Source organism: Niallia taxi (genome assembly GCF_004005475.1).
In the GTDB taxonomy this organism is placed as follows: domain Bacteria; phylum Bacillota; class Bacilli; order Bacillales; family Cytobacillaceae; genus Niallia; species Niallia taxi.
Genome location: NZ_RZTZ01000014.1, coordinates 62,245 through 88,753 on the forward strand (window position 1 = coordinate 62,245; position 26,509 = coordinate 88,753).

Below are 26,509 nucleotides of genomic sequence, written 5' to 3' on the forward strand. Positions count from 1 at the left end.
CTTTCAATGGAAAGAGGTAACAGTTTGACAAAAAAATCTCTATATTTGCTGTACTTTATCACCTTTCTTTCGATGACAGGCTATGGTGTCGTCCTTCCGGCTTTGCCTTACCTTGCCGCAAGCTTAGATTTAAGCTCCTTTCAAATGGGGACACTGATTACGGGATGGGCATTGGCACAGTTTTTCAGTGTACCGTTTTGGGGGATGCTCGCAGATAGAATCGGGAAAAAGCCTGTCCTGCTTATTGGACTCGGTGGATTTGGAGTTGCCTTTCTATTATTATTGGCAGCAAACTCCTACCTTTCCCTTTTATTAATCAGAGTAATTGGCGCCATCCTTTCTTCTGGCATGCAGCCTGCTGCAATGGCACTTGTTACAAATCTCCATGACAAGAAAAACAGAAGTGAGGCGATTGCAAAAATGGGGGCAGCAAGCGGCTTGGGCTTTTTATGCGGCCCACTAGCAGGATCACTCCTTTCGCCCTTCGGCATGACTTCGCCATTTTTTCTTTCAGGGCTTTTAAGCCTGTTGGCCATTCCCTTTGCATGGATATTCATAATAGATGGTCAGAACAAAAGAACGGCAAAACAGCATGAGGTTAATTTCCTTCAGTCTATAAGGTTTTTGTTTGAAAAAGACTACAAGCAATTATTCTTGATCACCTTAGGCATGGCGGTTGCTGCTTCTAGCTTGTTCTCCATGCTAGGTTTCTTGTTAATGGAGCGCTTTTTGGCAACTCCATTTGAAACAGGCGCCGCCTTCAGTATTCAATCTGGTGCAGCGGTTTTCGTACAGCTTGTTTTGTTTAGCTTTGTGTGCAGGCACCTCACGGAGAAAGTGACCGCCTCTTTTGGGTTAATTATTCAAGCGCTTGGTTTTGCCTGTATAGGTTTTTCTTTTCATTTGTCTGTTGTGTTTATAGGATGCATCTTGATAGGAATCGGAAGTGCATTTACTAGACCGACATTAATCAGCATGCTTGCCAGACAAAACACTATTGGCCAAGGAACAGTAATGGGACTTCAAGCGGCAATGGATAGTCTTGGTCGAGGTGTCGGTCCACTTCTAGCAGGCCTTCTCTATTCAATGGCTCATTCCGGTCCATTTTTAATGGCTTTTGTTCTCTGTATCTGTTTATTTTTCTATTTTTCTTTTTCCAAATCTTTTACAGAACATCGCATGCATTCTAGGACTATAACCAAATAAAGATATTTTTTTACAGTAAATAGCTAGATTAATTTTTAGAATAGTGTTAATTTTTAAAATATATAAAATATTAAAACATTAGGATGGTGCTAACATTATGAATTCTATGAAAAAAATCACCTTCAGCAAAAGATTTCCAGACATGCCGATTATCGGTTCTTCCTTTGCCGGATCACTTGATCATGTCATTCCCCTCTCCTACGGCTTCCCTGCTCCAGAGTCCTTCCCTCTTGATACGATGGTCACAGCGACAGAACGGGCAATGAAAACACAAGGTTCCGGGGCAATGTCCTATACAGGTGGAAGTGGGATTAGTAATATTGTTAATTGGATTTTGAAGCGTTCCGAGCTGCGAGAAGTATATGCAAATAAAGATCAAATCATCGTTACGTCTGGAAGCATGCAGGCCATCGACCTAGTTGCCCGAACACTTACAGACCCAGGTGACGAAATTTGGATTGAAGCACCCTGTTTTTTTGGTGCTATCCGCACATTTAATTTAGCACAGGTAAATTTACGCTCCTTTCCTATTGATGAGAACGGCATTATTGTCGAGCATGTAGAAAGGGCCCTTATCGAAGCAACAACACTTCAACAAAAGCCACTGCCAAAAATCCTGTATATCATGCCTAACTACCACAATCCTGGAGGTGTTAATCTCTCCGTTGATCGCAGAAAAAAACTGGCAGATCTTGCCTATGAATATAATTTCATCATCCTTGAAGATGATGCATATGTAGAGCTCTCCTTTGACGGTACCTACTTACCTTCCATCCATTCCTTTGGTCCAGACAGAGTTATTTATTTAAGCACCTTTTCAAAAGTGATTGCTCCAGGAATCAGGCTTGGATGGGCAATTGGATTAAGTGAAATTATTAGTAAAATGCGTATCCTCAAGACAGATGGACTAACAAGCGTTTATGTTCAGGAAGTAGCCTATAATGTGCTAGAGCAATTGGATATTGCGTCACATATTAATAATTTGAGCACTATGTACAAAACAAGGAAAGAAGCGATGGTGGCAGCGATTAAAGAGCATTTCGGTGACGAAGTTAGCTTTGTTTCACCAGAAGGCGGCTTCTTCCTATGGGTAACATTTCCACAAGGAGTTAACACTAGTGCCTTTGTCGATGATGCGATGACTGCAGGTGTCTCTTATTTAGATGGCCGTCATTTCTTCCTCGAGGAGGAAGGCTATAATACAATGAGACTATGCTTCACCTACTGTAATGAGGAAAAAATTAAGGAAGCAATTAAGCGTCTTGCTGAAATTTATTACCAGCATCTTCGCAGTTTGCCAATGGAGGAAGCTAACTGATGACTGGGAAAAAGCCGGTTATTTATGTTAGATACAATATTCCAAAAAAGTATCTTAACAAAATAAAAGCTTTAGGAGCAACCGTCCTGTTTGAGCCATGGATATTTGGCAAAGAGGAACCTCAGGTAACATATGATTTAAGCGAATGTAATATCGTCTTAACATTGGGACTAATCGATCCATTAACAATCCAACCAATTGCACCAAATCTACAATGGGTACAATCAATGAGTGTTGGACTTGATGCACTTCTTCATAAAGAGACAATCAATAGTGATATAATAATAACAAATACAAAAGGCTGTACTTCTATTCCTATTGCGGAGCATACGGTTGCGATGATTTCTGCTTTTTCGAGAGGACTTCCGACAATGCTTCGAAATCAGCACAAGAAGATTTGGAGCAATACGGAGATTAAGGATTTAGAAGGTTCGAATGTAGGAATTGTCGGCTACGGGGAAATTGGCAAGGAAATTGCGAAAAGATGCAAAGCGCTTGGCATGTATGTAGTCGGTTGTCGCAAACGGCCTTCTAACACTCTTGACAATGACCCTGCAGACCAAGTTGTCGGGCTTGAGAGAATAGACGAAGTAATAAAAAAGGCTGATTTTCTTATTTTAGCATTGCCATCTACAAAGGAAACATATCATTTTATCGATAAACATAAGCTTCGCTTGCTGAAGGACTCTTCCTTTTTAATTAATATTGGAAGAGGCAATACAATTGTAGAAGAGGACTTACTGCAGGCATTATATAGTCAGCAAATAAAAGGCGCTGCCCTTGATGTATTTGATATAGAGCCATTACCAGGCGATCATCCATTTTGGGAGCTTGATAATGTCATTATTTCTCCGCATAATGCCTATTATTCTCCTAGAAGCATGGAGCGTTATATGGATATATTTATAGAAAACCTTACAAGATTTATAGAAGGCAAAGAGCTTCTTAATGTCGTAAATAAAGAGCTAGGCTATTAAAAGGAAGTCAAAAAAGAGGAAGGCATAAATTCACGCCTTCCTCTTTACTTGCTTAATTAAACTGTTTCAAAGCCTTCTTGTTTCCAAGCAGTTGTTCCGCCTTCAATGAATGCAACATCAGTGAAGCCCATTTGTTTAAGTAAATAAGCGCCTAATGCAGCTTGTCCACCAAGACCGCATGTTACTAATACAGGTCTATTACGGTCAGCTAATTCTGCGTTGCGAAGCTCTTCTGGAAGCTCCAAATCAGCGCGTATTGGCAGCATGCCAAGTGAAATATTAACACTGCTAGGAATTAAGCCACAAGCACCTGCATCTGTAGCATCTTGTACATCAATTACATATGTATTAGATTTTTCTTCGATTTGTTTTTTTGCTTCAATTGATGAGATACCTTTCACGTTACTGCGTGCTTCTTCTAATAGCTTTCCGAATGTCAATGCCATTTAAATCACTCCTATAATTTAATTTCCTACATATCTATAGTAGCAAACTTTTCCTAATTTACCTAATAGAATGATCTTTCCAGAACAAAAAAGAGGCTTCCTACCGGCAATGCGATAGGAAGCCTCTTCTGTCTAAATTAGTTCTTTAATTTATCTCTAAGCACCATTGGCAGGATTCCGCCATGACGGTAGTAGTCAATTTCAACTTCAGAATCAAAGCGAACAAGGACTTCAAAAGTCTTTTTGTTGCCATCCTCATCTGTTGCAGTAACTTCAATGAAATCGCGAGGCTTAACTGTTTCATCCACATATACATTGAACGTCTCTTTACCAGTCAAACCAAGTGATTCAGCAGTATCTCCAGCTTTGAATTGCAATGGAAGAACTCCCATTAACACAAGGTTAGAGCGATGGATACGCTCAAAGCTCTCTGCAAGAACTGTTTTAATTCCAAGCAGATTCGTACCTTTTGCAGCCCAGTCACGAGAAGATCCCATGCCATAGTCTTTGCCAGCAAGAACCATTAAACCTGTGCCGTCTTCTTTATATTGCATACAAGCATCATAAATAGATGTCACTTCACCTGATGGCCAATACGTTGTGACTCCACCCTCTGTTCCAGGAGCAATCTGGTTACGGATACGGATATTGGCAAATGTACCTCTCATCATTACCTCATGGTTACCACGGCGAGAACCATAAGAGTTGAAATCACGAGGCTCGACTCCATTTGCTTTTAAGTACTTCCCTGCAGGAGTGTTAACACCGATAGCTCCAGCTGGAGAAATATGGTCTGTTGTAACAGAATCGCCAAACTTGCCGACAATTCTTAATCCTTTAATAGGAAGCACTTTTTCCGGATCTGGTTTAAGTCCTTCAAAGAAAGGCGGGTTTTGAATATATGTGCTTGTTTCATCGAATGTATACAAGGAATCACTGCTAGTTTGAATTTCATTCCAGCGCTCATTGTCATCAAACACACGCTCATACTCTTTCTTGAACAATTCAGGTGTTACTGTCTTGTTCACAAGTTCATTAACCTCTTCTGTTGATGGCCAAATATCCTTGAAGAAAACATCGTTTCCATCCTTATCCTTACCGATTGCTTCATTTTGCAAATCAATGTCAACTGTTCCAGCAAGTGCATATGCCACAACTAATGGCGGTGATGCCAAGTAGTTTGCTTTCACAAGCGGATGAATACGGCCTTCAAAGTTACGGTTACCTGAAAGTACGCTAGTAACTAGTAAATCAGCATCTGCTACAGCCATTTCAATTTCATCACGCAACGGACCGGAGTTACCGATACAAGTCGTACAGCCATATCCAACTAAGTTAAAGCCAATTTGCTCTAAATACGGCAATAAGCCTGAATCTCTCAAATAACCAGTAACTACCTTTGATCCTGGAGCCAAAGAAGTTTTTACAAACTTCGGTACTTCCATACCAAGCTCAACTGCTTTTTTAGCAACAAGACCAGCACCTACTAGCACATAAGGGTTAGAGGTATTTGTACAGCTAGTGATTGCAGCGATAGCAACAGAGCCTGTTTTCATCGTTGTGGAATCACCGTTAGCAAACTTAATATCTACTGATTTATCAAACTCATCTTTCTTTAAGCCGAAGCCTTGATTTCCTTCTGGCGCAGTGACAGAATCAACAAATGCTTTTTGTAGCTGTGATAATGGAATCAAGTCCTGAGGACGTTTTGGTCCTGACAGGTTAGCTTCAATATCTGAAAGGTTAATTTCAATTACTTTTGTATAAACTGGTTCAAAGCTAGGATCAAAGAACAATCCGTTTCGTTTAGAGTATTCTTCCACCACTTTGATTTGTTCTTCCGATCTGCCAGTCAATCTCATGTAGGACAATGATTCTTCATCAACTGGGAAGAATCCGCAAGTTGCGCCGTACTCTGGCGCCATGTTTGCAATTGTCGCACGGTCAGCTAGCGGCAATTGGGAAATACCAGGTCCGAAGAATTCTACAAATTTCCCTACAACTCCTTCGCCTCTCAGCACTTGCGTAACTTTTAAAGCAAGGTCTGTTGCAGTTGAACCGTTTGGCATATCACCGACAAGCTTAACTCCCACTACTTCAGGTACTGGGAAGTAAGATGGTTGTCCAAGCATACCTGCCTCTGCCTCGATACCGCCGACACCCCAACCAAGTACGCCGATTCCGTTAATCATCGTCGTATGAGAGTCCGTTCCAACAAGCGTATCTGGGAAGGCTTCTAATTCGCCCTCTTTGTTTTCTACTACTTGCACAACATTTGCTAAATATTCTAAATTTACTTGGTGTACGATACCTGTTGCAGGCGGTACTGCACGATAATTGTCAAAAGCTTTTTGAGCCCAGCTCAAAAATTGGTAGCGCTCCGCGTTGCGTTCAAATTCAAGATCCATATTTGCTGTCAACGCATCTGGCGTACCATATTTGTCGACCTGCACACTATGGTCAATGACAAGATCAACAGGTTTTTCCGGGTTAATTTTGCTTGGATCTCCACCGAGATCAGCCATTGCTTTTCTTAAAGATGCCAAGTCAACAACAGCAGGAACACCAGTGAAATCCTGAAGGATAACCCTTGAAGGCTTAAATGGCACATCAATCTCTTTCAGTTCATCTGTTCCCCATTTTGCTAGGTTTTCCACATGCTCGTCTTTAATGACGAAACCATCCATTTGTCTTAATACAGATTCCAATAGTACTTTAATAGAGTACGGCAATTTTGTCACATTACCGATTCCCGCTTTTTCCAATGCTTCCAATTGATAGTAATGATAACGCTTCCCATCAACCTCGAACGATTTACGTGCATTGTAAGTATCTTTTGCCATATGTATTACCCCCTCCATGTAATCATATACCAAAAATAGAAAAATAGTCGAATATTTCGTACTTTCTATCTTTTTTGTCATTTACATCCTCATTCATTTTAATACACTAATATTGATAAGTAAATAATAAGAAAGTTATCATTTATAATAAGTACTACTTATGACCCATAACAAAGCAATCATTCCCCCCACTATGTAAATACAGACATTACAATTTGTTATAAAGGAGAAAAAACATACTTATGTAAATGTGATATGAATTAAGCATACTGCATTTAACAACTACTGTTGCCGGGCAGCTCTCGTAAATAGATTATATTATAAGAGGTTGACTTCTTCTTTGGTACACACGTCATACTTTATTGGTGCTCGGAAATCTATCTACTAAAGCACATCCCAGCTTCCCCAAAAAAATAGTTACAACAGCAAAAACGAGGCTGGGACAAAACAAAAGATAAGTTTTGTAAACACGAATACAACTAAATTTGAAAAAGAAGGTTGTGTCTAAATAGAATTTTAGTTAAAGTTAGTTCGTTTCATTGCGCTGCACCCACTCGCTTTCCGCGGGGAGGAAGCTGAGCATCCTCTTCTTCGGCCTGCGGGGTCTAAAGCGTCCTCTATTTCCCTTAGTAGTCGAGTGGCCTCCGCTCCATTCCACTAAAATTTCTAATTTTTTGTATATAAATTAATAACAAAAAACCGAACTATTAAATCAATATTGATTAAGTAGTTCGGTCTTTACGCTGGTTCACATACTTATGTCCCAGCCTCGCATTTTTTTCTTATCGCTTATGAAAGCTCATTAACTTCATTAACAATATTTTTCAAATCATTTTGAAAAGTTTCAAGTTGTTGACGCTGATGCTCTGAAGCAACCTCTAAAGCATTCTCGATTTGTTGGTATGTCTCATTAATCTCTTGCTTTAAATGCTTCAGCTGATGGCCATAACTTGCTGAGTCCTTCACGATACTTTCATATAAAGACTGAGTTTCAGTCATATTATTTTGCGCAGCTTGAAAAGCTTCTTGTTTATTACTTTGATAAAACACTGTATTTCCTCCTATCCATTTTCACATCATTATTCGTTGTTGTCAGCAGGAAAGAAACCCTACAATTAAATTGCTCAAGCGATAAGAAAAATATTCGGTATAAACAACTGATATTTCTCTCATTCTAATCAATGAAGGGCAAATTGCTTTTCCAATGCAAAGGAGATGAGAATAATGAATAAAAACGACAGTAAAGACATGCGCAAAAATTCACCTAAAGGCCATCACGGCGGTCAGCCAGAGCCTCTTAGCGGCAGCAAAAAAGTAAAAAACCGCAACCATACTAGACAAAAGCATAACAGCGGTCACGACTTCTAATTCCAAAGCTTGATATAAATACTTCACAGGCTGATGAAATCCGTTTTTCTTCAGCCTGTGGGCTTAATTTAAGCACACTTCCCGCAGTTAAGAATACATTGTTTCAAAAAAGGCGTGAAATGACATGAACAATGATTATTCGGACTTGATGTTTGAATTTGGCTCACTTGTTAATTATTTAGACGAAACAGAATTTCAAGTTGATGCATATGAAGCAGATACCTATTATTTAGCTGAATGCTTGATACCGTTCGCAACAAAGAAGACCATAGTACTAGCTGTTAATGAGAATTATTTAATGATTACAGCGAAAGACTTAGAAAATAATACTAAAAGGAGAACGATTTACTTTCCAACAAAAATTGAAGGTAAAATAATTAGCTCTACCTTTTCAAACGGCCTGCTTGAAGTAAAAATCATTAAGGACTAACTTTTTTAGTTTTAACGATTTAACACTTTTTCCAGCGTATAATATATGATACCATTTGCATCATTTAATCCTTTATTCCAATGATAAAGCTCCTGATGATAATCACCCTTTTGTTTATCAGCAAGGGCATAAAGCACTTCCTTCATCCACAAGTTATCAATAGAACATAGCTCTTCTTTAACCAGCGGTTCCTTTTTATATCCTATTTTTAACACTTGCCTGAAAAATTTTTGTTTATTTTCACAAGTAATTTTTTCTATTTCCCCTTCTATTCCCTGTGTGCTATTAAAGTAAAAACAAAAGAGGATTGTCACCTCAGGATATAGCCTTCTATACAGAGGGAGCTTAACGAGTCTACGATAATTGCTGATCACGGCTTTATCATTTTTACTTGTTAAAGCTAAAATATAGCCGTAATAAGGATTATGCCTTCTTAACCGTAAATACAACTCAATCCATTTACTATTACGTGACTTTCTTTCTGTATAATAAGCAAGTAAATATAGACTTAGTAGGAATCCAAGGCATAATAATGCAGTTAAATAAATTCCCTTCATAACACGAAACCTGCTCCTTTCCATTAATCCCATACCAATGTGTCGGAAGACTATTTATTCTTACTTCTATTTCATATACTGACAATCCTTCAAAACCTAAAATTATCGGACATTTATTCGCTGCCTGTTTTGTATATTAACTTGCTGTTGAATTGTCATCAATAGCATGGCTCCAAGCACTTTCGTTCAATTGGGCATGACTGCTGTCGTACATATTAATTAATGGTTAGCTGCTCCTATCAGACCATCATAGCCCTTTCCCTTTTTTACCACAATGCCAGCAGCAGCTAACTGTAATTGTTGAAAGGGCTCGCTTGCCTCCGTATCCAGTAAAACAGCCTTTTACAAGCTGTCGGTTTCTATCATAACTGCGAAAGATAAAAAGCAGTCAGTACGATTTCAATGGATTTACAATGAAAATAATAGAAATGAAGCAACTAGTCTAGTTTTCTGTTCATTATTTTAGTATCATGAAGAAATGGATACTGCCATTGATTGGCGATTTGTCTCATACATGTACTTTATAATGAAGTGAGGATATAAACTTATGTTATTGAATGTGGAAAATTTAAGTCATACATTTGGAGATAGAACACTATTTAAAGATGTCTCCTTCCGTTTGCTTGCAGAGGATCATGTCGGTCTTGTTGGGGCTAACGGTGTTGGTAAATCAACATTAATGAATATTATTACAGGACAACTTATTCATGATGCCGGCAGAGTCGAGTGGATTCCTTCTGTCCATTACGGTTACTTGGATCAGCATACAGTGCTTACACCAGGAAAAACCATTCGCGATGCATTAAAGGATGCTTTCCTTCCACTATTTAAGGAAGAAGAAAAGTTAAATGAAGTAACAGCGAAAATGGGTGATGCTACACCAGAAGAGCTGGAAGAATTACTGGATGAAATGGGTGTTATCCAAGATAAGCTGGATGCAGGCGGCTTTTATACACTTGATATAAAAATTGAAGAAGCAGCACGCGGGTTAGGTCTTGATGCAATTGGACTAGAGCGTGATGTTGCAGCATTGAGCGGTGGGCAAAGAACGAAGGTTCTGCTTGCAAAGCTATTACTTGAACAGCCGCAAGTTCTATTGTTGGATGAGCCGACAAACTATCTCGATGTAGAGCATATTAAATGGCTTGCCTCTTATTTAAAGGAATATCCATATGCCTTTATTTTGATTTCTCATGATACAGAGTTCATGAACCAGGTATCAAATGTTATTTTCCATCTTGAATTTTCCAAGCTTACAAGATACACAGCAAGCTACGATAAGTTCCTTGAGCTTGCGGAAATCAACAAAAACCAGCATTTGAACGCGTATGAGAAACAAAAGGAATTTATTAAAAAACAAGAAGATTTCATCTCTAAAAACAAAGCGAGATACTCTACAACTGGACGAGCAAAAAGCCGTCAAAAGCAGTTAGACCGTCTTGAGCGCATTGACAGACCGGAAACTGCTATTAAGCCGACATTTGAGTTTAAAGAATCCCGCGGCAGCAGCCGGTATGTTTTTGAGGGAACAGACTTTGAAATTGGTTACGCTGACCCGCTGTTACCGAAGATGTCTGTGACAATCGAGCGTGGTGAAAAGATTGCGGTCGTCGGCTGTAACGGTGTTGGTAAATCTACATTGCTTAAAACAATGCTTGGCAAAATCAAACCGCTTAGCGGAAAAATTGAGCGTGGAGATTTCTTGTATCCTTCCTATTTCGAACAGGAAGTAAAAGCAGGCAATTTGACTCCAATTGAAGATGTATGGAATTCCTTCCCAAGCATGGATCAGCACCAAGTTCGCGCTGCACTTGCAAGATGCGGGTTGAAAAACGAGCATATTTCACGACCACTTAATCAATTGAGCGGTGGCGAGCAAGCGAAAGTCCGCTTATGCAAGCTGTTAATGGAAGAAAGCAACTGGCTGCTATTCGATGAACCGACAAACCACTTAGATATTTCGGCTAAGGAAGAATTGAAAAGAGCATTGAAAGCTTATAAAGGTACCGTTGTTCTCGTTTGCCATGAACCTGACTTCTATGAAGATTGGGTAACAAAGGTTTGGAATGTTGAAGATTGGTCTAACCAAAATAACTAATTAATTATAAAAAACTATCAATGATGAATTGCTGTGATGGATAAAATTCCATTCATAAGAATATTCATTATTTGATAGTTTTTTTTTGATAAAAATGTGGCAAGGAGGTGCAATTTGTATTTCTTTGGGCGGATTTGGAAAGTCATCATTAACTTTAGCTTTTCAGCCATTTTACTTATCACCTTTGGGGTGATTTTGAGTGCTGCATGGCTGTTTCACGTTTTGGAGCCAGCGACCTTTCCAAGCTATTTCGACAGCTTATGGTATACAATGGTCACTTCTACAACAGTTGGTTACGGAGACTATTACCCTACCTCCATCGCCGGTCGTATATTTGCGATGGTGTTTTTCCTGTATGGAATCATGACCCTGACTGTGTTTATTGGAAAAATTCAGCAAATGCTTTCTGACTATAAAAGGCTGAAGGAGGAAGGAAAATTGGACTACAAAAGGGATGGTCATGTAATTTTTATCGGATATGGGAAGAAAACAGCGATAGCCATTAAGGAGGTAAAAAGCTCGAATGCGAAAATGCCGATAGTGCTTATAGACAGCAAGCTCGATAAGAACCCTTACAATGAAGATTATGTATTTTTTATTAATGGAAATCCAGCAGAAGACGAAACATTGTTAAAAGCAAACTTACCTGCTGCAGAGCGTGTTTTTATTTTTTCAGATGAAGCAATTGACAATGATTTAGCGGCAGACGGTACAACAGCCTTAATTGCATTAGGAGTTGAAGACCTGTCCAATGAGTATTCAGTTAATATGCATACAACAGTTGAAATTCGCAAGGCTTCCCATAAGCCACGCTTTAAGCATGCAAATGTTGAAAGATTCGTTTATTCCTATGAATCGGTTGGACTCTTGATTGCAAGGGAATGCTTGCATTCTGGGAGTGCCACTTTATTAAATGATTTGCTCTCAAATGAAAGAGGTTCAGACTGGCATCAAATGAAAGCGAAACAGGAATGGAAAACATATAAAGATGCTGCAGAGGGTGTATTCTCGTTAGGTGCAACACTCATTGCCGTTAATGATGATTTAGATGTCGCAACAAAAGCTAATAGGGCTCTTCCGAATGATGCGACATTGACAATTGTCTGCAGTGAAACAACGATATTAAATTTTAAATAAGCCATTTTTAGAGGGCTACTATATACTACATATACTTTGCCCTCTGTGTTTTAATTTGTTTCTGTGTGCTGTTTCCCTTTTTTGACTGCTTTTAACTCATACTTATCCACTTTTACAGAGATAATATGATCTGGCTTTGGCTTGCCAATATTTTTCCGGTGTCCCTCAATATGGGCAGGACTCTTCTCCCAATTCTTCCAAGCCTCTTCTGATTCCCATCTGAAAATTAGTAAAACCTCTTCATCACCACGGCGAACTTTTTTCACATAAACACTGACATCAACAAAGCCTTCCTGCTCCTCCACGATACCACCTTGGCTGAACTTATTAACTACAAGGTCAGATGTTCCTTCTTTCACAACCATATTTCGAGTGATTACAAACATACCTTTCTCTCCAATCCATTATAAAGTATATTTTTTATTCTATTGATAAAGATTATCATTGTCAATTAATAACCGTCTGTTAGCTGCACTACCTGTTATTTTTCATTACGCTCGCTTTTTTTTGGAAATATTGTATGATTTTTTAACGACAGCAAATAATACCAATAATTAGATTTATTGGAGGTCTTTGCTATGATAAGAGGTATCACTCTTTCCACACTTGCCTGCTTGTTATTACTCTTGAATCCGGTTGGAGCACTCGCTGCGCCAACAAACGAGGAGGTCAGCCAACTTGCTAATTCACTTGGATGGACGACTGATGATTTGGAAAACTATTTAAGCGATAAAGAGCTTTCTTTAGAGCATTTTGATTCAATCGAAAGCTTAAAGGATTATCTAGGCACACCAATTACACCTGATAATTTAAATAAATTGCTGAAAAACTATAATATGACACAGGAAGAATTGGAGATTTTGCTGACTGGTTTCAATGAAAGTGTTCAAGATTACTGGTTCATAGAGGATTTAGATGTCGCCATTGACTTTTATCAAAATCATGAAGAGCAAATGCAAAATTTAGAGGCATTTTTGCTGAATATTGGGATGACAGAAGACGAAACGGCTAGCTTGTATCAGCATTTTAAAAAGCTCGACAAACAAGCTTTAGCAAATAATATTTCTAACTGGAAGGAAGAACTACAAGCTTTTGTCACGATGGATCAGGAGGAGCAGCTTTCTTCTGCTAATAAAGAAAGCTTATTGTCGATATGGAAAAATGTCAGCAAACAGCTGGAATTAACCCCTGTTTTTTATTCTGTTGACGATAACGGCAATAGAAAAGAAATTGTACTCGATGAATTTCTGCAAGCGCCACAATATGATACGGTAGCTTTGGAGATTTACGACAGCAATGATGCTTTGCTTGTAGATACCGTTATCTCTCCAGAAAAACTCACGAGCGGATTTGCCGTAGCCGCAGCTGACAAAGTGGTGAATTTGGCTGAATTAAGCGGAAACTTAACGACACTTTATGATTCACAGCTTCCAAACACCGCATCTTTTGTCCCTTTATTTTTATTTGCAGGATATTTGTGTGTATTAACAGGCTGCATCATTTTGTTACGGAATAAGAGCAAAAAGCTTTATGAAAAGTAAAACTATCACCCTGTCTGTATGTGCTTATACATTAATTGTGGTTGGTATGGTCTTTGTTATTTCCAATTCAGTCCATTTGGTGAATGCAAACAAACCGTTGTCCTCTGTGATTGCCAACGTTACAAAAGAGCTTAGTTCCAGTACTGCCAAAAGCACATCACCACAAGAAGGTGATTGGTTCGGCATACTGATTGCACCGAAACAAAACAAAGAAGTAACGATATTCGAAGGGACAAACTCCTCTACTTTAGCAAAGGGCGCTGGCCACTTTTCAGGCAGTGCAAACCCTGGAGAAAGTAATAACACGGTGATATCAGGGCATCGGGACACATATTTTCGTTTTCTAAAGGATGTAGCCAAAAATGATCGAATTATCCTTCAAACGAGCAGTGGAACCTTCACCTATAAAATCCGTAAAACAGAGGTGGTTTCTGCCTCCGCTGAAAATATAGTAACACCAAAAAGCCGACCTGTTTTAACATTAACAACATGCTATCCATTCTACTTTATTGGTGATGCACCAGAACGCTTTATCGTGACGGCAGATCTCATAAATAAAGACATGTCTGCAGCCAGATAGCCTACGATAACCTGCTATTTTTTAGCAGGTTATCGTTTTTTTGCTTTAATAAGGAGAAAATGTGGGTTATTCATCAAATACTGATAACTCTCCGCATTTAACTCTTTTAGTTTCGCTGTTGGTTGGAGCTCCTTTATTGATGTTAGCGTGAATGCCTTTGTTGTTTCATTGATGATATCTTGTAGGGGTCTGCGGTACATCGGGACCTCGAATTCCTTGCCTTGTTTATTCCAGATATCTGTTAGTGCTTCTGTTTCAAAATAGCATTTGTTTTCCGAAATATTGATATCCATGAATGGATGATGGACAGAAAATAAATACTCCCCACCGCTTTTTAAAATTCTGCTAAATTCCGCAAACACCCGAGTCCAATCTTGTAAATAATGAAGTGTCAATGAGCTGATAATCAAATCAAAGGAAGAGTTGTGAAAAGGCAGTGGTTCCTCTAAATCCAAGCAGAATGCCTTTCCTCTGTCACCAATTCTTCGTTTTGTGGCTGCTATCATTTGTGGACTAATGTCTACAGCAGTTACATCAGCCCCTCTTAAAAGCAGTTCATTTGCATACCACCCTGCTGCACACCCTGCATCAAGGATTTTCTTGCCATGTAAATCTTGCTTTACTTCTGCCAACATTCCTGGCCGTTCGTATTGTGTATTATATAAGCTAGAGTCATCAACCTGGTTTTCATAAACAGTAGATAAAGAATCAAATACCTTTTGTATTTTTTCTTTCATTTTTTCCCCTCCTACTTAAATACACATCTATGTGTATATTCTTTGTAGATTGTTTACAATCCTTTTTCTACTACAAAAAAACCATGCAAAAGCATGGTTCGTAATGTTTCCGTTAGTATTAACTCCACTTTGCCAAGACAGCAGCTATTTTCGTTTTCCACTCCTTTATAAACAGAAGGACATTGTTGCCTCCCTTTTGCTTTTGCATTTCATAAAAGCTGGCTGCGCCGATTAAAACGCTGCCGGCAATGAGCAGGTATGCCCACCATGGCATATTGCCCCAATATGGTCTAGTTTGCAAAAGGACATTTAAAAGAAGTACGCCTATACCAATAAAGAAATAGGATTTATAACGGAAATAAAAACCTCCTATAACGGACATTAATGATAAACTCCCAAGAATGATGGCATCCATAATGTCAGAGGTTTTTAACCCATCCATTATGAAGCATACCGCTGAAAATAGCAGAAAGATCCACTCTGCTTTTATTAGGAACTGCAGATGATCAGGTTTTAATTTTTTACAAACCCATATTAAGATAAACCAAGGCAGTAACAGCAGTTCCATGTTAAAGTAAATAGAAATCGGCAGCTCATGAAGCAATGTATAATATGGCTGCAGAAGGACGAACATTGATGCTATTTTTGCCATCCAACTGTTATTCTTTGCGACCCTTCTCTTTTGGATATATATAGATAGAGCCAAGAGAATACCTGGTGCCACCTTCATCCATAATAAATCTGTATTTGTAAACAGCAGGAAGACTAATGCAAGGAAGCCACTAATACTATACAGATCTACTGCACTTAATATATCGTTTTCAAATGTGGCTAGTCTTCTGTATAAGCATATTCCTATAATGATAAGAAATACTCCTAATATAGCATAAAAGAAAAACCGTTCAGCTTGCAGAAAAGCCTGTGCATACATAAGCCTTTCTGTACTGCAGAATAACAGCAGCATTGCTGGTGCAATCAAAAAGTGTTTTTTATCCAAATGCATTAGCAGCAAGTAAAAAGTCAAATAAAGGAGACTGATGAAAAATTCATAATAAGAGAATTCTGCTAATATGAGCCAAGAAACAATTCCCAGCAAACTAAACGGGATAAAAAATAATAATAATGATTTACCGCTATTCCGTTTCTGATACAAGCGTTGGCCTAATATAAGAATACTAGTGTAAAGAAAAGCTTGCGATACTTCTGTACCGCCAACAAAAGCAAGATGCTTTTCCAATGCGAAAAACATAAAAAACGAAAGATAGGCTCCATAATGCATGAATATTTTTACATATTTCTGTTTTATCAGATAAGCACTCGCTGAATAGGCAATAAAGCTGAACACAAAATGAAGCATTGCGTTACTATAGTTAAATATAACATCAAAGCCTAGTGCCATTAATAAATACGTATGACCAAATGCTGCTAAAGGTAGCTTAAAGTCTTTATTTTTCATAAACACTGCAGCTAATAACAAGAGAATCCAGCCATAAAGAGCACTTTTCTCGTACATCCAATCTGATGACGAAAACAGCAAATCAATCAAGGAAAAATAGCAGAAGCACGAAACTGCAGTAATCAGCCATGGGATTGCTTTTTCTCGTCGCAATTGATAAAACAAGTAAAAAACAAAAATTCCACCAGCATAGACAGCCGTTTTTGCAATATCACTATTAGATGGCGCTGTTACGGTCAATAGCACTGCCACCATATACATAAATTGACTTATATAAAACCCGTTTTTTCCCACTCCTTCATCTTTTCCTTGGTACCATTTGCTTAAAGCTAATATGCTGATACTAGCCAAAGCAACAGAAACGAAGTGCCCTAAATCTTGCAAGCCTTGTATAGCTGAAAACAATGTGACAAACGCAACACTATAAACAATTGGAATAATTAAATTCAATAATGTAAAGCCTGTTATCTCTATGTTTTGCCTCTTTATATATAATAAGGTGAATCCAAGGAGGAAAAGCATAAAGCACACTTCCCAACCGCCAAAGAAAAACATGGCACTGCCATATGTACATAAAACCATCGTACCAAGTGTTACATCGCTTGAGCTTCTTTTTATCACTTGCAACATTGGAACATTATTAAATAGGCTTAACAAAAGTAATAAAAGAAAGGCACTAACATAACTGACCACTAATAAGCTGTTTAGATCGTTAACAAGAATCCATTTTAACGCAAGCTGCCAAAAGCTCATCCCCCATAATAATGCAGGCAAATATGGAATAATACGTGTAGGAAGATGTTTCGTTAAGTATACAAATTGGGCTCCAAGCAGCAGTAAAGTTATCGTGATAATATACGAACCGCTCCAAACAAGCTCTAGTCGAAAAACAGCACTGTAAATAAGACTTGCCAATCCAACCGCAATACTTGTATGCTCCCAGGTTTTTTTCAAATTCATTTCTTTTTTTACCATGGCTAAGAAAAGGAAGACGCCAGCTAAAGCAGCAAAGGCCAATGGCATCCAGTTAGACAGAAATTCGTAAGAAAAAAGCTGATAAACTCCAGCACTTGCAGTCACTGTTACCAAAAGATGAACATCTTTCTTGTTTGTTTCAAGGAGGAAAAGGAAGTAGACAGCACTCATCAATAAAAAATTCCAGCCTTGAAATATCGAAGATTCATAGAAAAAGCTAATGAATAAAGTTGTGACAATCATATGTACGAGCATATAGACAGGCAAGAGACGAAGATAACCACTTAACCAGGCTTTTTTGTATTTCGCCATAAACAGAATAATCAAGAAATTAAAGATAACCATTAAAAGTGTGAACACATCTAGCGGTAAGGATAATGCTAATACCCCAAAGGCAACAGTTGACGAAACAGCCGTCAATGCCAATACACGAAAAAAACTTGATTGCATCCTTTTCGCTAGCTGGTGATAAACAATCACAAGTACTGTTCCTGCAATCGCCCCAAACAGATACCTTCCTTCCCCTTCATATGAAAGATAAAAACCTGCTAAATGAAAGAAGTTGACGGAAAGAAATCCAATAGGCAGAAATAATCCGCCAAGAACGGTAAAGGCGAAAGCTGTTTTTTCTATTTTCACAATATTTTTTGCGATAAAACCGAATCCAAAAAATAAAATAGAGACAAAGAAAATGCTTGCTGCCTTCATCCACCCAACCATTGTGCTCCAATTGCTTGTTGCGACAAAAAGGCCACCTAGTAAAAGCAAGAAAACGCCAAGATACAAAAGATAGGAAATATTACGCTCACGCAGCTCCTCTTTACTGCGGACTTTTTTCATTTTTTTCTTCTTTTCGCGAATTTGTTTTTGTTCAAGTATGTTGTCTTGTTGTACCACTTCCTTCTTCGGTAAAACAACTGCTGCCTCTGTATCTTGGACATAGTCCTTATAACCGGAAAGAACTTCCTCGTATGCTTGCGAACGTATGTATTCGTGATCCTTAAGCAGTTTAAGCTTTGTCAAAAATGAGTTCTCAGTCATTCACCATAACCCCTTATGATAATTTTGTACATAATGTGTAATATTACAATATTTATTAATAAATTTCAATAATATGTACAAAAGTAATAAAAAAAGCTGCCGGCAATTGTAGCCAAGCAGCAAAAAATGTTAATTTGATATTTTTTTCAACCTAAATGCTTCTTTATCAATATTATCTAAGAACGGATTAGGTATATTTTCTTCCCTATAAACGTAAAGCTCATGCATCGCTCTTGTGCATGCCGTGTAGAAAAGCTCCTTCTCCATTTCATTCACATAAACCGAGCTATTATATAAAATAACAGCGTCGAATTCAATCCCCTTTGCTAAATAGGCGGGAACGACTGAAATTCCCTTTTCATAAGAGATTGTTCCCTTCTCCAATAAACGGACACCACCAGATCCTTTTAAAGATTCATACACTTCCATGCTTTCCTTTTGTGTTTTGCATATAATGGCGATGGTTTTATTACCTTCTTCTTTTAAGTGCTGCAAATCCCCTTCAATATGTGCCAAAATCGTTTTTTTATTAGGTACTTCAATAACCAACGGCTTATTTCCATGACGGTTAAACGGCTCTATTTCATCCCCATTATGCGCCATGCTTCTAGTAAATTCAATAATTTCACTTGTGGAACGATAGCTTTTGGTTAAGGTTATCTTCTCCACATCTTCATCCGTTCCATCTCTTAAGAACTCATCATTACCATGTGCAAAGATAGCTTGATTTAAATCACCTAAAAAAGTCATTTTGCTGTATGGGAAAAGCTGCTTTATATAGCTTATTTGGAATGCTGAATAATCCTGTGCCTCATCTATGAATACTTGCCTAATACCTGTATTTGCTTTTTTGCCTTCCAGCATATCCTTTAAATAAGCAAATGCTGTCGCATCCTCATTCCATAAAATCCCCTGTTCAAGATTTACAATAGTCGTATTCACTATGCTGGTCCACTCATCATCTGACAGATCATCTGATCTTTTGTCAAAGGCATTTTTGTATATTTGTCCATAATCAATAAATCGCAAATTCTTTATGCCCTTATAAATAGATTTGAATCGCTTATTCACAATAACCTTTCGAAGAACAACTTCTTCCTTATCAAAGTAAGAAAATTCATCATCATCACGGTTATTTTTCTGGGCTGCTTTATAGGCACTTAAATAATCTTCCTTATCAAGCAGCATCATTTCTTCATCGACCCAGGACTGTTTTCTTTCAGCTTTAGCATGCTTTCTCATCTCTGATTGCGCCCAATCCTTTAAACTCTGCATGCGATTTGGAATGGTGACATGGTCATCCAGCTCATAAAATTTCCTCGCTAATTCCTCTTTCGAAATCAGGACCTTCTTACGGAAGGTGATATTTTTAAAAACCATACCATCTTTTGATAACCCCTGCATGTATTCATCCAGATGCTGCTTGAAAGGAAGGCTGCTTTTATATTGAATACCTGCAAGTCGAAGCTTACTGCTTTGTTCATTCTCATCAGAAAGCAGTGCTTCTAACTGTGTAAAAGGATCTTCTACATCAAATGATTTTCCGACCCTATTAAGAATGTATTCATGCCATGTTGTCTGCTGCATATTCTCTTCCCCAAGCTCAGGCAGCACTGTTGATACATAGCTGTTAAATAATGGATTTGGGGAGAAGAGCATAATGTTATCAGATTTAAGCGTATCACGATGTCTGTAAAGCAAAAATGCGACCCTTTGCAGTGCAGCAGAGGTTTTTCCACTGCCTGCCACGCCCTGAACAATTAAATATTTACTTGTTTCATTTCGAATGATTCTATTCTGTTCTTTTTGAATTGTCGCTACAATGCTTTTCATCATGGAACTAGCATTTGTGCCAAGCACCTCAAGCAGCAATTCATCACCGATTGTAACACCTGTATCAAAGAGGTTAAGGATTTTCCCATCTCTGATTAGAAATTGCCTTTTTAGCTGAAGTTCACCGTCGATTTTTCCTTCAGGTGTCTTATAGGAGGCAGCACCTGGTGAATAGTCATAATAAACACTTGAGATAGGTGCTCTCCAATCATAAATATAGAAATTTTCATCATTTTGATCCATAAAGGAGGTAATCCCAATATAAATTGCTTCTGCATCCTCCTGATCTTCCTTAAAATCAATTCTTCCAAAATACGGTGAATACTTTAATTTCTCTAATGTTTTTAACTGTTTATGTATTTGACCGATGCTCCGCTCACGTTCGCCTAATAGCTCTGCCTGCTGTCTGAGACTTATATGCGTTTCTAGCACATCATCTGGTTCATCAAAGTTAACTGTTACGTCTTCCCAGAAGGTTTCACGAAGATGTCCTGCATCACCGCCAACATCTTTTTTATTCCCTTCTAATTTATCTATTTTTTTGCCGATTTCATGTATTACCATATCAGCTCTTTGCTGTTCTTTTGAAATCTCTTCTATGTCCTTTTTGCTCATGTTTTTTTACCACTCCTTGTACGTTACTATTTGACAAGCAGGAATTTTTATGATAGTATAATGTTAGGTTATTATAAATAATTTACGATCGTTATTATTTATAACTTTTCAAGTATACCATAAATGCTATTACATATCTATAAAATCATCCCATGCCTTATTAGCATGGGATTTTTTATGTTTCATAAAAATGACAATACCTTATCCGATCTTTGCCACTTTTCTTTTCAACAGAAGGGTATCCTTCCTTTTTAAGTATACGTAGTAAGCAAAGAAAAATACACCACTTAATGCTCGCATAACAGAGGAAATATTCATGGCACTGTATATATTCGTCATTTCCAGCAAAACAACACCGAACTGTGGTGCCGCAAAAGCGACGAGTGCCAACAGGATATTGTAATTAGAGATGCTTTGACTTCTGGTTTCCTCTTTTGTACTGTCTAGCAGCTGATTGAACAATAACAAAACAGTTCCTGACACGAACAAGCCTGCCAACAAATTGACAGCGACAATATACGGCAGGTTAGTCGACAGCACGGTCATAAATGGAGTAGTTGCCATTCCTATCGAAACAAGAACAAGCATTTTAGAATGGCTATGCTTTTCTGCCATCCTTCCCCACCATTTAAAGCTGACAATTTGTCCAATTGAATTGGCGACCGCAAAAAGACTTACCCATAATCCTGTTGCTCCAGCGTACTTGATTTGATAAATACTGAACAGTGACCAGCACATTTGCCAAGCAAAATTAAAAAACAGACTGCATAAAAGAAAATATAAAAAAGGTTTATGCTTAAAAACAGACAAGCCGAACAATGAATTATTAGCAGCTGCCACTCTTTTCTTTTTCGGTTCAACATGTTTTTTCAAGTAGGTTATTTCTAATAAACCACATACAAAAGCAGCTATAAATAACAGCTGGTATGGCAATGGATTGCCTGCATCAAATAGCTGCAGGAATAAACCGACAATAAAGGTTGAAATCATTGCTACAACGGTCATTACTTTATTACGTGTACTAAAAAACACATTTCTTCTCTGCTCCGAAACGATATCTGCAATCAATGCTTGCCAGCTTAGATTGGCAAAGGAAAATGGTAAATTCATCAGTGCCACAAGCAATATGAAAGTCCAGCTTTGTATGGAATCAGGCAGAAAAACGACAAGCGCCATGGCAAGTAAAAATATTCTTGCCATCAGAAAAGAATACACCGTAAACATCTTTTTACTTTGAAGCTTATTCATAATAATGGAACCGATAATCATTGCAAACATCCCAACAAATTGAGGCAATGATCCAATCAAGCCGAGCTCATAATTTGAAACACCAAGAACACTTATAGCGAAAAGAGGAAAATAATTATTAGATATATTAAGAATTAAAGTCGTGTATACACCATTCTTAATGCTCCATTTTTCATTAGCGCTATTTACCTGTTCATGCTCATCCATTTGTTAATCATCCATCCTTTTATATTCTTTTTTTCTTTGTTAACGGAATAATACGAAAATTATTTCGAATTCTGAACTTTTTTCCATTAGTAATATTACTCCCTTCTATTAACGGTTACAAGCTTTTTTTTGAAAATTTACAGTACTTTTTTTCGCTAAAAAATTGGCCAAAAATTTAGTTTAGAAGCTTATTTCGTTTTAGAAAAAGGCCCATTAAACGGAAGAAAACGAAAGGATTTATCGTGATAGGAACGCTTTAACTGGAGGTGCTAGTGCCTTTTTGTTACACTGCCATCAATAGCCGTTTCTTAGTAAAATTTTAATACGTAGGCCGCCATTTTGCAGGCAAAAGAAAAGCTGCTTACCGAATTGGTAAGCAGCTTCTTTTTATTCGCCAGATTCTGTTTCTGATTTTGTATCTGTTGCAGGATCTGTTGTGGAATCATCACCGTTTTTTACATAGCTGTAATCATCTCGATTAATTGGTGTGAATCCTTTTGGTGTATAGAATCGAAGTAAATCTTTACTTACAATTGCATCAGATGTTTGCAGCTCTGCAGCAGCATTTTCAGCCTGCTTTGTACATTGAGCAGCATCTAACAGGTCACCATTGTTTGTATCATAGCAATTATCTCCGATTTTTGTTACTGTCGGCGATACATAATCTCCGTTACGGAAAGGAATTGTTTCACGATGATCTTTCGACAGCAAATCAGATCCGATTTGCAGATAATCCTTCGTATCAACACCTAACAAATGTAGAACTGTCGGCATAACATCGACGTCACCGCCGTACTCGCTGACAACCTTGCCTTCCATGCCAGGAACATGGATAAACAATGGAACACGTTGCAATTGAGAATTCATTAACGGTGTTATTTCATCAACACCCATTACCTTCGCCATTGCCGTATTGTGGTTTTCAGAAATTCCGTAGTGGTCTCCATACATTACAACCATTGTGTCGTCATACAGGCCTGATTCCTTCAAGTAGCTGAAGAATTCCTTAATGGACTCATCCAGATAATGCGCTGATTGGAAATAGTCGTTTACAACAGAATCTCCAAAGTCACCAGCAGGGAAATCCGTATCCCCTTCATCCATTTCGAATGGATGGTGGTTAGACAATGTTATGAACTTCGCATAAAACGGCTGTTGAAGTGATTCCAATAACGGCATACTTTCCTTGAAGAAAGGAATATCCTTCATCCCGTAGTTCTTTGTGTTTTCTTCAGACATGTCATAGTACTCTGCATCAAAGAAATAATCATATCCAATTGATTTATACATTTCGTTTCTATTCCAGAATGTCTTGTAGTTACCATGAAAAGCTGCAGACACATAGCCCTTTGTCTTCAGGATAGCTGGAGCAGATTGCAATGTATTTTGTGCTTTATTCACAAAAACAGACCCTTGTGACATTCCGTACAAGGAATTATCCATCATAAATTCAGCGTCAGATGTTTTACCCTGACCTGTTTGGTGGAAGAAGTTCTCGAAGTAAAGTGTGTCTTGCTTACCTACAAGAGAATTCAGAAACGGTGTTACCTCTTCACCATTTAGCTTGTAATTAATGATAAAGCTTTGCAGTGATTCAAGTGAGATATAAACGACATTTTTTCCTTCTGCCTTTCCATAATAAACGGAATTCGGCTCTGCAAAATTGGCATTAATATAGTTTTGAACCTCTGTAATGTCACTGCTGTCAGCAAGAGCTCGTTGGCTCTCAGAGCGAGCATTTTGCACAACATCATATACTGTGAAGTTGTATGCACCCAAATATTTAACCAAATAGTTACGGTCAAAAGATCTGCTTAAAAGCTGTGGACGATCTGCTTCTGCAAGGCCAAGGTTAATAATAAACACAAGGATTGCTAATGCGAATACAGATTTAGCAGCTCTGCGATTTTTTTGCACTTTAGGTTTATAAACCTTCGTTGCCAGCAATACTATTAGTACGATGACATCAAGGAAGTATAAAATATCAGTAAAACGCATTAGCGAGTTTATACTGTCGCTAAGCTGTCCGCCATTCACCTTAACCTGCATAACAACAGGAACAGTGATAAAGTCTGTAAAGAAGCGGTAATAGACGATATTGGCATAAAGCAATGCGGACATGATTCCGCTTATGACAACAATCATAATCGATTGAGCCTTACCTTTAATGAACAAAGCAAGTCCAATAAAGAACAAGGCAGAGCTTAATGGGTTTAAGAACAGAAGGAATTGCTGAAGTGCACCTTCCACTCCAAGACTAAACTCAACCTTATAAGCAATATACGTTTTCATCCAAAATAAAATAATGGCGATTAAAAAGAAAGAAGAATGTTTAGAGAAAAATTTCTTCATTAATTCTGCTGTACCTTTCAATCAAATTCACCTCAATTCAAGTTTTAGCAAAAAATCCAACTGATTTTTCATTGGCTATCACACATAGCCATTTTTTAGTTTTATAGTTTTTTGTTTTTAATTCCTGTTTTAGTAAAAGCCAAGATTCGCCATAATCAAGATGTGTTTTGCCTTTACTTTCAAAATAACGTTTTAAATTATACCACAGGATGATTCAAAGAGAAATAAATAATTATGCCTCCATTTCCACATATAACCTCCACATAGTGTTTACAAAAAGCATATAAATTCTTCAAATTAAACCCATCTTACAATAATTACAAAAAAAATGCTAGTGAAAAACTATAAGTAAAAAGAATCAAAATCTTTATATAAATTAACTCCATTTCTTTTATTTAAAGAGACCAATTTCTCAAACTTTGTTTGCCCTTTTCTTTTCAAGTATAATAATGGTGAAACCAAACAGGAGGAATAGAGCATGCTTAAATTGAAGCAAACTGAGTTTTTGCAGTCATTGGAGAGCTTACTGAACATCAGCAGCCCTTCAGGCAACACAGTTAATATCATTAACTACATAGAAGACCAATTAACAGCAGAAGGAATTGAAACAAGAAGGAATAATAAAGGCGGACTTATTGCAACAATTCCAGGCAAAACCGCTGAAAAGCAAAGAATGCTGACAGCCCATGTTGATACATTAGGAGCTATGGTAAAGGAAATTAAAGCTAACGGCAGACTTCGCCTTGACCTAATAGGTGGTTTTACCCATAACAGTATTGAAGGAGAAAATTGCCTGATCGAAACATCAAACGGAGACGTTTATACTGGTACAATTCTGCTTCATCAAGCTTCTGTTCATGTATACAAAGAGGCAAGTAAGGCTGAAAGAAATCAGGCAAATATGGAGGTCCGCATTGATGAGCGTGTCGCTTCTGCAGAGGATGTCAAGAAGCTTGGTATTGCAGTTGGTGACTTTGTTTCCTTCTATCCAAGAGTGGAACTAACTAAATCCGGCTTTATTAAATCACGGCATTTAGACGATAAAGCAAGCGTTGCAATTCTGCTTGAAGTGATGAAGGCCTTAAAGACTTCAAGTGAACAAATTCCATATACTACACATTTCCTTATTTCCAATAATGAAGAAATTGGCTATGGCGGAAATTCTAATATCCCAAAAGAAACGGTCGAATATTTAGCAGTCGATATGGGGGCTATGGGAGATGGACAATCCACAGATGAATATACTGTTTCTATCTGTGTGAAGGATGCGAGCGGTCCCTATCATCTTGGCTTACGCAAAAAGCTCGTTAAGCTTGCTGCCGATAACAATATCCCTTATCAGCTTGATATCTATCCATATTACGGTTCAGACGCTTCTGCTGCCATTAGATCTGGTCATGATATTATCCATGGTCTGATTGGCCCTGGAATTGATTCTTCTCACGCTTATGAAAGAACGCATTTCACATCTATTGAAGCAACTGCAAACTTGATTTATGCCTATGTATGGAGTGACATGCTTACCTAATTTCTATCAACAAAAA

The 26,509-nt window shown here is 37.9% G+C and carries 20 protein-coding genes; 10 read left to right on the forward strand and 10 right to left on the reverse strand.

Features of this window, described 5'->3' with window-relative positions; translation table 11 throughout:
* Positions 1–24: 24 nt before the first annotated feature.
* The 3 genes from EM808_RS23190 to EM808_RS23200 all read left to right on the forward strand — a co-directional run bounded on the left by EM808_RS23190 (position 25) and on the right by EM808_RS23200 (position 3,501).
* Positions 25–1,206, forward strand: a complete 1,182-nt coding sequence (locus EM808_RS23190; RefSeq protein WP_164849759.1) for an MFS transporter — start codon at positions 25–27, stop codon at positions 1,204–1,206.
* Between the two features lie 97 nt (positions 1,207–1,303).
* Complete coding sequence (locus tag EM808_RS23195) at positions 1,304–2,524, forward strand: aminotransferase-like domain-containing protein (RefSeq protein WP_127741283.1); 1,221 nt, start codon at positions 1,304–1,306, stop codon at positions 2,522–2,524.
* Entirely contained in the window at positions 2,524–3,501 is a 978-nt protein-coding gene (locus EM808_RS23200; RefSeq protein WP_127741285.1) for a D-2-hydroxyacid dehydrogenase, read from the forward strand. Before EM808_RS23195 ends, EM808_RS23200 begins: the two co-directional genes overlap by 1 nt.
* Positions 3,502–3,557: 56 nt before the next feature.
* On the opposite strand, the gene EM808_RS23205 is transcribed toward EM808_RS23200, so the two are convergent.
* From EM808_RS23205 to EM808_RS23215, 3 genes are all read right to left on the reverse strand, one after another.
* A complete protein-coding gene (locus tag EM808_RS23205) occupies positions 3,558–3,947 on the reverse strand; it encodes a rhodanese-like domain-containing protein (protein ID WP_127741287.1) in 390 nt (129 codons plus the stop codon).
* 137 nt (positions 3,948–4,084) lie between these two features.
* Complete coding sequence (acnA, locus tag EM808_RS23210; protein WP_127741289.1) at positions 4,085–6,790, reverse strand: aconitate hydratase AcnA; 2,706 nt, start codon at positions 6,788–6,790, stop codon at positions 4,085–4,087.
* 789 nt (positions 6,791–7,579) lie between these two features.
* A complete protein-coding gene (locus EM808_RS23215) occupies positions 7,580–7,840 on the reverse strand; it encodes a hypothetical protein (RefSeq protein ID WP_127741291.1) in 261 nt (86 codons plus the stop codon).
* Between the two features lie 171 nt (positions 7,841–8,011).
* Here EM808_RS23215 and EM808_RS23220 point away from each other — a divergent pair, with 171 nt between their 5' ends.
* Positions 8,012–8,158, forward strand: coding sequence for a small acid-soluble spore protein P (locus EM808_RS23220; protein WP_127741427.1), 147 nt, complete (start codon positions 8,012–8,014; stop codon positions 8,156–8,158).
* Between the two features lie 124 nt (positions 8,159–8,282).
* Positions 8,283–8,588 carry an Hsp20/alpha crystallin family protein gene (locus EM808_RS23225; RefSeq protein ID WP_127741293.1) on the forward strand — a complete coding sequence of 102 codons (306 nt, stop codon included), beginning with the start codon at positions 8,283–8,285 and terminating at the stop codon, positions 8,586–8,588.
* An 11-nt stretch (positions 8,589–8,599) separates the two neighbouring features.
* Here EM808_RS23225 and EM808_RS23230 read toward each other — a convergent pair whose 3' ends face one another.
* Positions 8,600–9,145, reverse strand: coding sequence for a hypothetical protein (locus EM808_RS23230; protein WP_127741295.1), 546 nt, complete (start codon positions 9,143–9,145; stop codon positions 8,600–8,602).
* A 547-nt stretch (positions 9,146–9,692) separates the two neighbouring features.
* Here EM808_RS23230 and EM808_RS23235 point away from each other — a divergent pair.
* Together EM808_RS23235 and EM808_RS23240 are read left to right on the forward strand one after the other, a co-directional pair.
* The gene (locus EM808_RS23235) at positions 9,693–11,243 is read left to right on the forward strand and encodes an ABC-F family ATP-binding cassette domain-containing protein (RefSeq protein ID WP_127741297.1); all 1,551 of its coding nucleotides are present in this window, start codon (positions 9,693–9,695) and stop codon (positions 11,241–11,243) included.
* A 114-nt stretch (positions 11,244–11,357) separates the two neighbouring features.
* Positions 11,358–12,380: a potassium channel family protein gene (locus tag EM808_RS23240; protein ID WP_164849760.1), complete on the forward strand. Its 1,023-nt coding sequence runs from the start codon at positions 11,358–11,360 to the stop codon at positions 12,378–12,380.
* Positions 12,381–12,430: 50 nt separating this feature from the next.
* Here the strand turns inward: EM808_RS23240 and EM808_RS23245 are convergent, their stop codons facing one another.
* Entirely contained in the window at positions 12,431–12,766 is a 336-nt protein-coding gene (locus EM808_RS23245; RefSeq protein ID WP_127741301.1) for an antibiotic biosynthesis monooxygenase family protein, read from the reverse strand.
* A gap of 192 nt (positions 12,767–12,958) precedes the next feature.
* On the opposite strand from EM808_RS23245, the gene EM808_RS23250 reads away from it, so the two are divergent.
* Together EM808_RS23250 and EM808_RS23255 are read left to right on the forward strand one after the other, a co-directional pair.
* Positions 12,959–13,921, forward strand: coding sequence for a processed acidic surface protein (locus EM808_RS23250; RefSeq protein ID WP_127741303.1), 963 nt, complete (start codon positions 12,959–12,961; stop codon positions 13,919–13,921).
* Positions 13,911–14,501 carry a sortase gene (locus tag EM808_RS23255; protein WP_127741305.1) on the forward strand — a complete coding sequence of 197 codons (591 nt, stop codon included), beginning with the start codon at positions 13,911–13,913 and terminating at the stop codon, positions 14,499–14,501. Before EM808_RS23250 ends, EM808_RS23255 begins: the two co-directional genes overlap by 11 nt.
* A 29-nt stretch (positions 14,502–14,530) precedes the next feature.
* Here the strand turns inward: EM808_RS23255 and EM808_RS23260 are convergent, their stop codons facing one another.
* The 5 genes from EM808_RS23260 to EM808_RS23280 all read right to left on the reverse strand — a co-directional run bounded on the left by EM808_RS23260 (position 14,531) and on the right by EM808_RS23280 (position 24,965).
* Positions 14,531–15,238: a class I SAM-dependent methyltransferase gene (locus tag EM808_RS23260; RefSeq protein ID WP_127741307.1), complete on the reverse strand. Its 708-nt coding sequence runs from the start codon at positions 15,236–15,238 to the stop codon at positions 14,531–14,533.
* 118 nt (positions 15,239–15,356) lie between these two features.
* Entirely contained in the window at positions 15,357–18,710 is a 3,354-nt protein-coding gene (locus tag EM808_RS23265; RefSeq protein ID WP_127741309.1) for a hypothetical protein, read from the reverse strand.
* A gap of 129 nt (positions 18,711–18,839) precedes the next feature.
* The gene (gene helD, locus EM808_RS23270; RefSeq protein WP_127741311.1) at positions 18,840–21,158 is read right to left on the reverse strand and encodes an RNA polymerase recycling motor HelD; all 2,319 of its coding nucleotides are present in this window, start codon (positions 21,156–21,158) and stop codon (positions 18,840–18,842) included.
* A 201-nt stretch (positions 21,159–21,359) separates the two neighbouring features.
* The gene (locus tag EM808_RS23275) at positions 21,360–22,613 is read right to left on the reverse strand and encodes an MFS transporter (RefSeq protein ID WP_127741313.1); all 1,254 of its coding nucleotides are present in this window, start codon (positions 22,611–22,613) and stop codon (positions 21,360–21,362) included.
* Between the two features lie 387 nt (positions 22,614–23,000).
* Entirely contained in the window at positions 23,001–24,965 is a 1,965-nt protein-coding gene (locus EM808_RS23280; protein WP_127741429.1) for an LTA synthase family protein, read from the reverse strand.
* 478 nt (positions 24,966–25,443) lie between these two features.
* Between EM808_RS23280 and EM808_RS23285 the strand changes: the two genes are divergently transcribed.
* Positions 25,444–26,493 (forward strand): M42 family metallopeptidase, encoded by a 1,050-nt coding sequence (locus tag EM808_RS23285; RefSeq protein WP_127741315.1) that lies wholly within the window; start codon positions 25,444–25,446, stop codon positions 26,491–26,493.
* The last annotated feature ends 16 nt before the right edge of the window (positions 26,494–26,509 follow it).

Coding starts and splice junctions, on each gene's coding strand:
- EM808_RS23195 (WP_127741283.1), top strand. CDS start 1,304: ATGAATTCTATGAAAAAAATCACCTTCAGCAAAAGATTTCCAGACATG.
- EM808_RS23200 (WP_127741285.1), top strand. CDS start 2,524: ATGACTGGGAAAAAGCCGGTTATTTATGTTAGATACAATATTCCAAAA.
- EM808_RS23205 (WP_127741287.1), bottom strand. CDS start 3,947: ATGGCATTGACATTCGGAAAGCTATTAGAAGAAGCACGCAGTAACGTG.
- acnA (WP_127741289.1), bottom strand. CDS start 6,790: ATGGCAAAAGATACTTACAATGCACGTAAATCGTTCGAGGTTGATGGG.
- EM808_RS23225 (WP_127741293.1), top strand. CDS start 8,283: ATGAACAATGATTATTCGGACTTGATGTTTGAATTTGGCTCACTTGTT.
- EM808_RS23230 (WP_127741295.1), bottom strand. CDS start 9,145: ATGAAGGGAATTTATTTAACTGCATTATTATGCCTTGGATTCCTACTA.
- EM808_RS23235 (WP_127741297.1), top strand. CDS start 9,693: ATGTTATTGAATGTGGAAAATTTAAGTCATACATTTGGAGATAGAACA.
- EM808_RS23245 (WP_127741301.1), bottom strand. CDS start 12,766: ATGTTTGTAATCACTCGAAATATGGTTGTGAAAGAAGGAACATCTGAC.
- EM808_RS23250 (WP_127741303.1), top strand. CDS start 12,959: ATGATAAGAGGTATCACTCTTTCCACACTTGCCTGCTTGTTATTACTC.
- EM808_RS23255 (WP_127741305.1), top strand. CDS start 13,911: ATGAAAAGTAAAACTATCACCCTGTCTGTATGTGCTTATACATTAATT.
- EM808_RS23260 (WP_127741307.1), bottom strand. CDS start 15,238: ATGAAAGAAAAAATACAAAAGGTATTTGATTCTTTATCTACTGTTTAT.
- EM808_RS23265 (WP_127741309.1), bottom strand. CDS start 18,710: ATGACTGAGAACTCATTTTTGACAAAGCTTAAACTGCTTAAGGATCAC.
- helD (WP_127741311.1), bottom strand. CDS start 21,158: ATGAGCAAAAAGGACATAGAAGAGATTTCAAAAGAACAGCAAAGAGCT.
- EM808_RS23275 (WP_127741313.1), bottom strand. CDS start 22,613: ATGGATGAGCATGAACAGGTAAATAGCGCTAATGAAAAATGGAGCATT.
- EM808_RS23280 (WP_127741429.1), bottom strand. CDS start 24,965: ATGAAGAAATTTTTCTCTAAACATTCTTCTTTCTTTTTAATCGCCATT.
- EM808_RS23285 (WP_127741315.1), top strand. CDS start 25,444: ATGCTTAAATTGAAGCAAACTGAGTTTTTGCAGTCATTGGAGAGCTTA.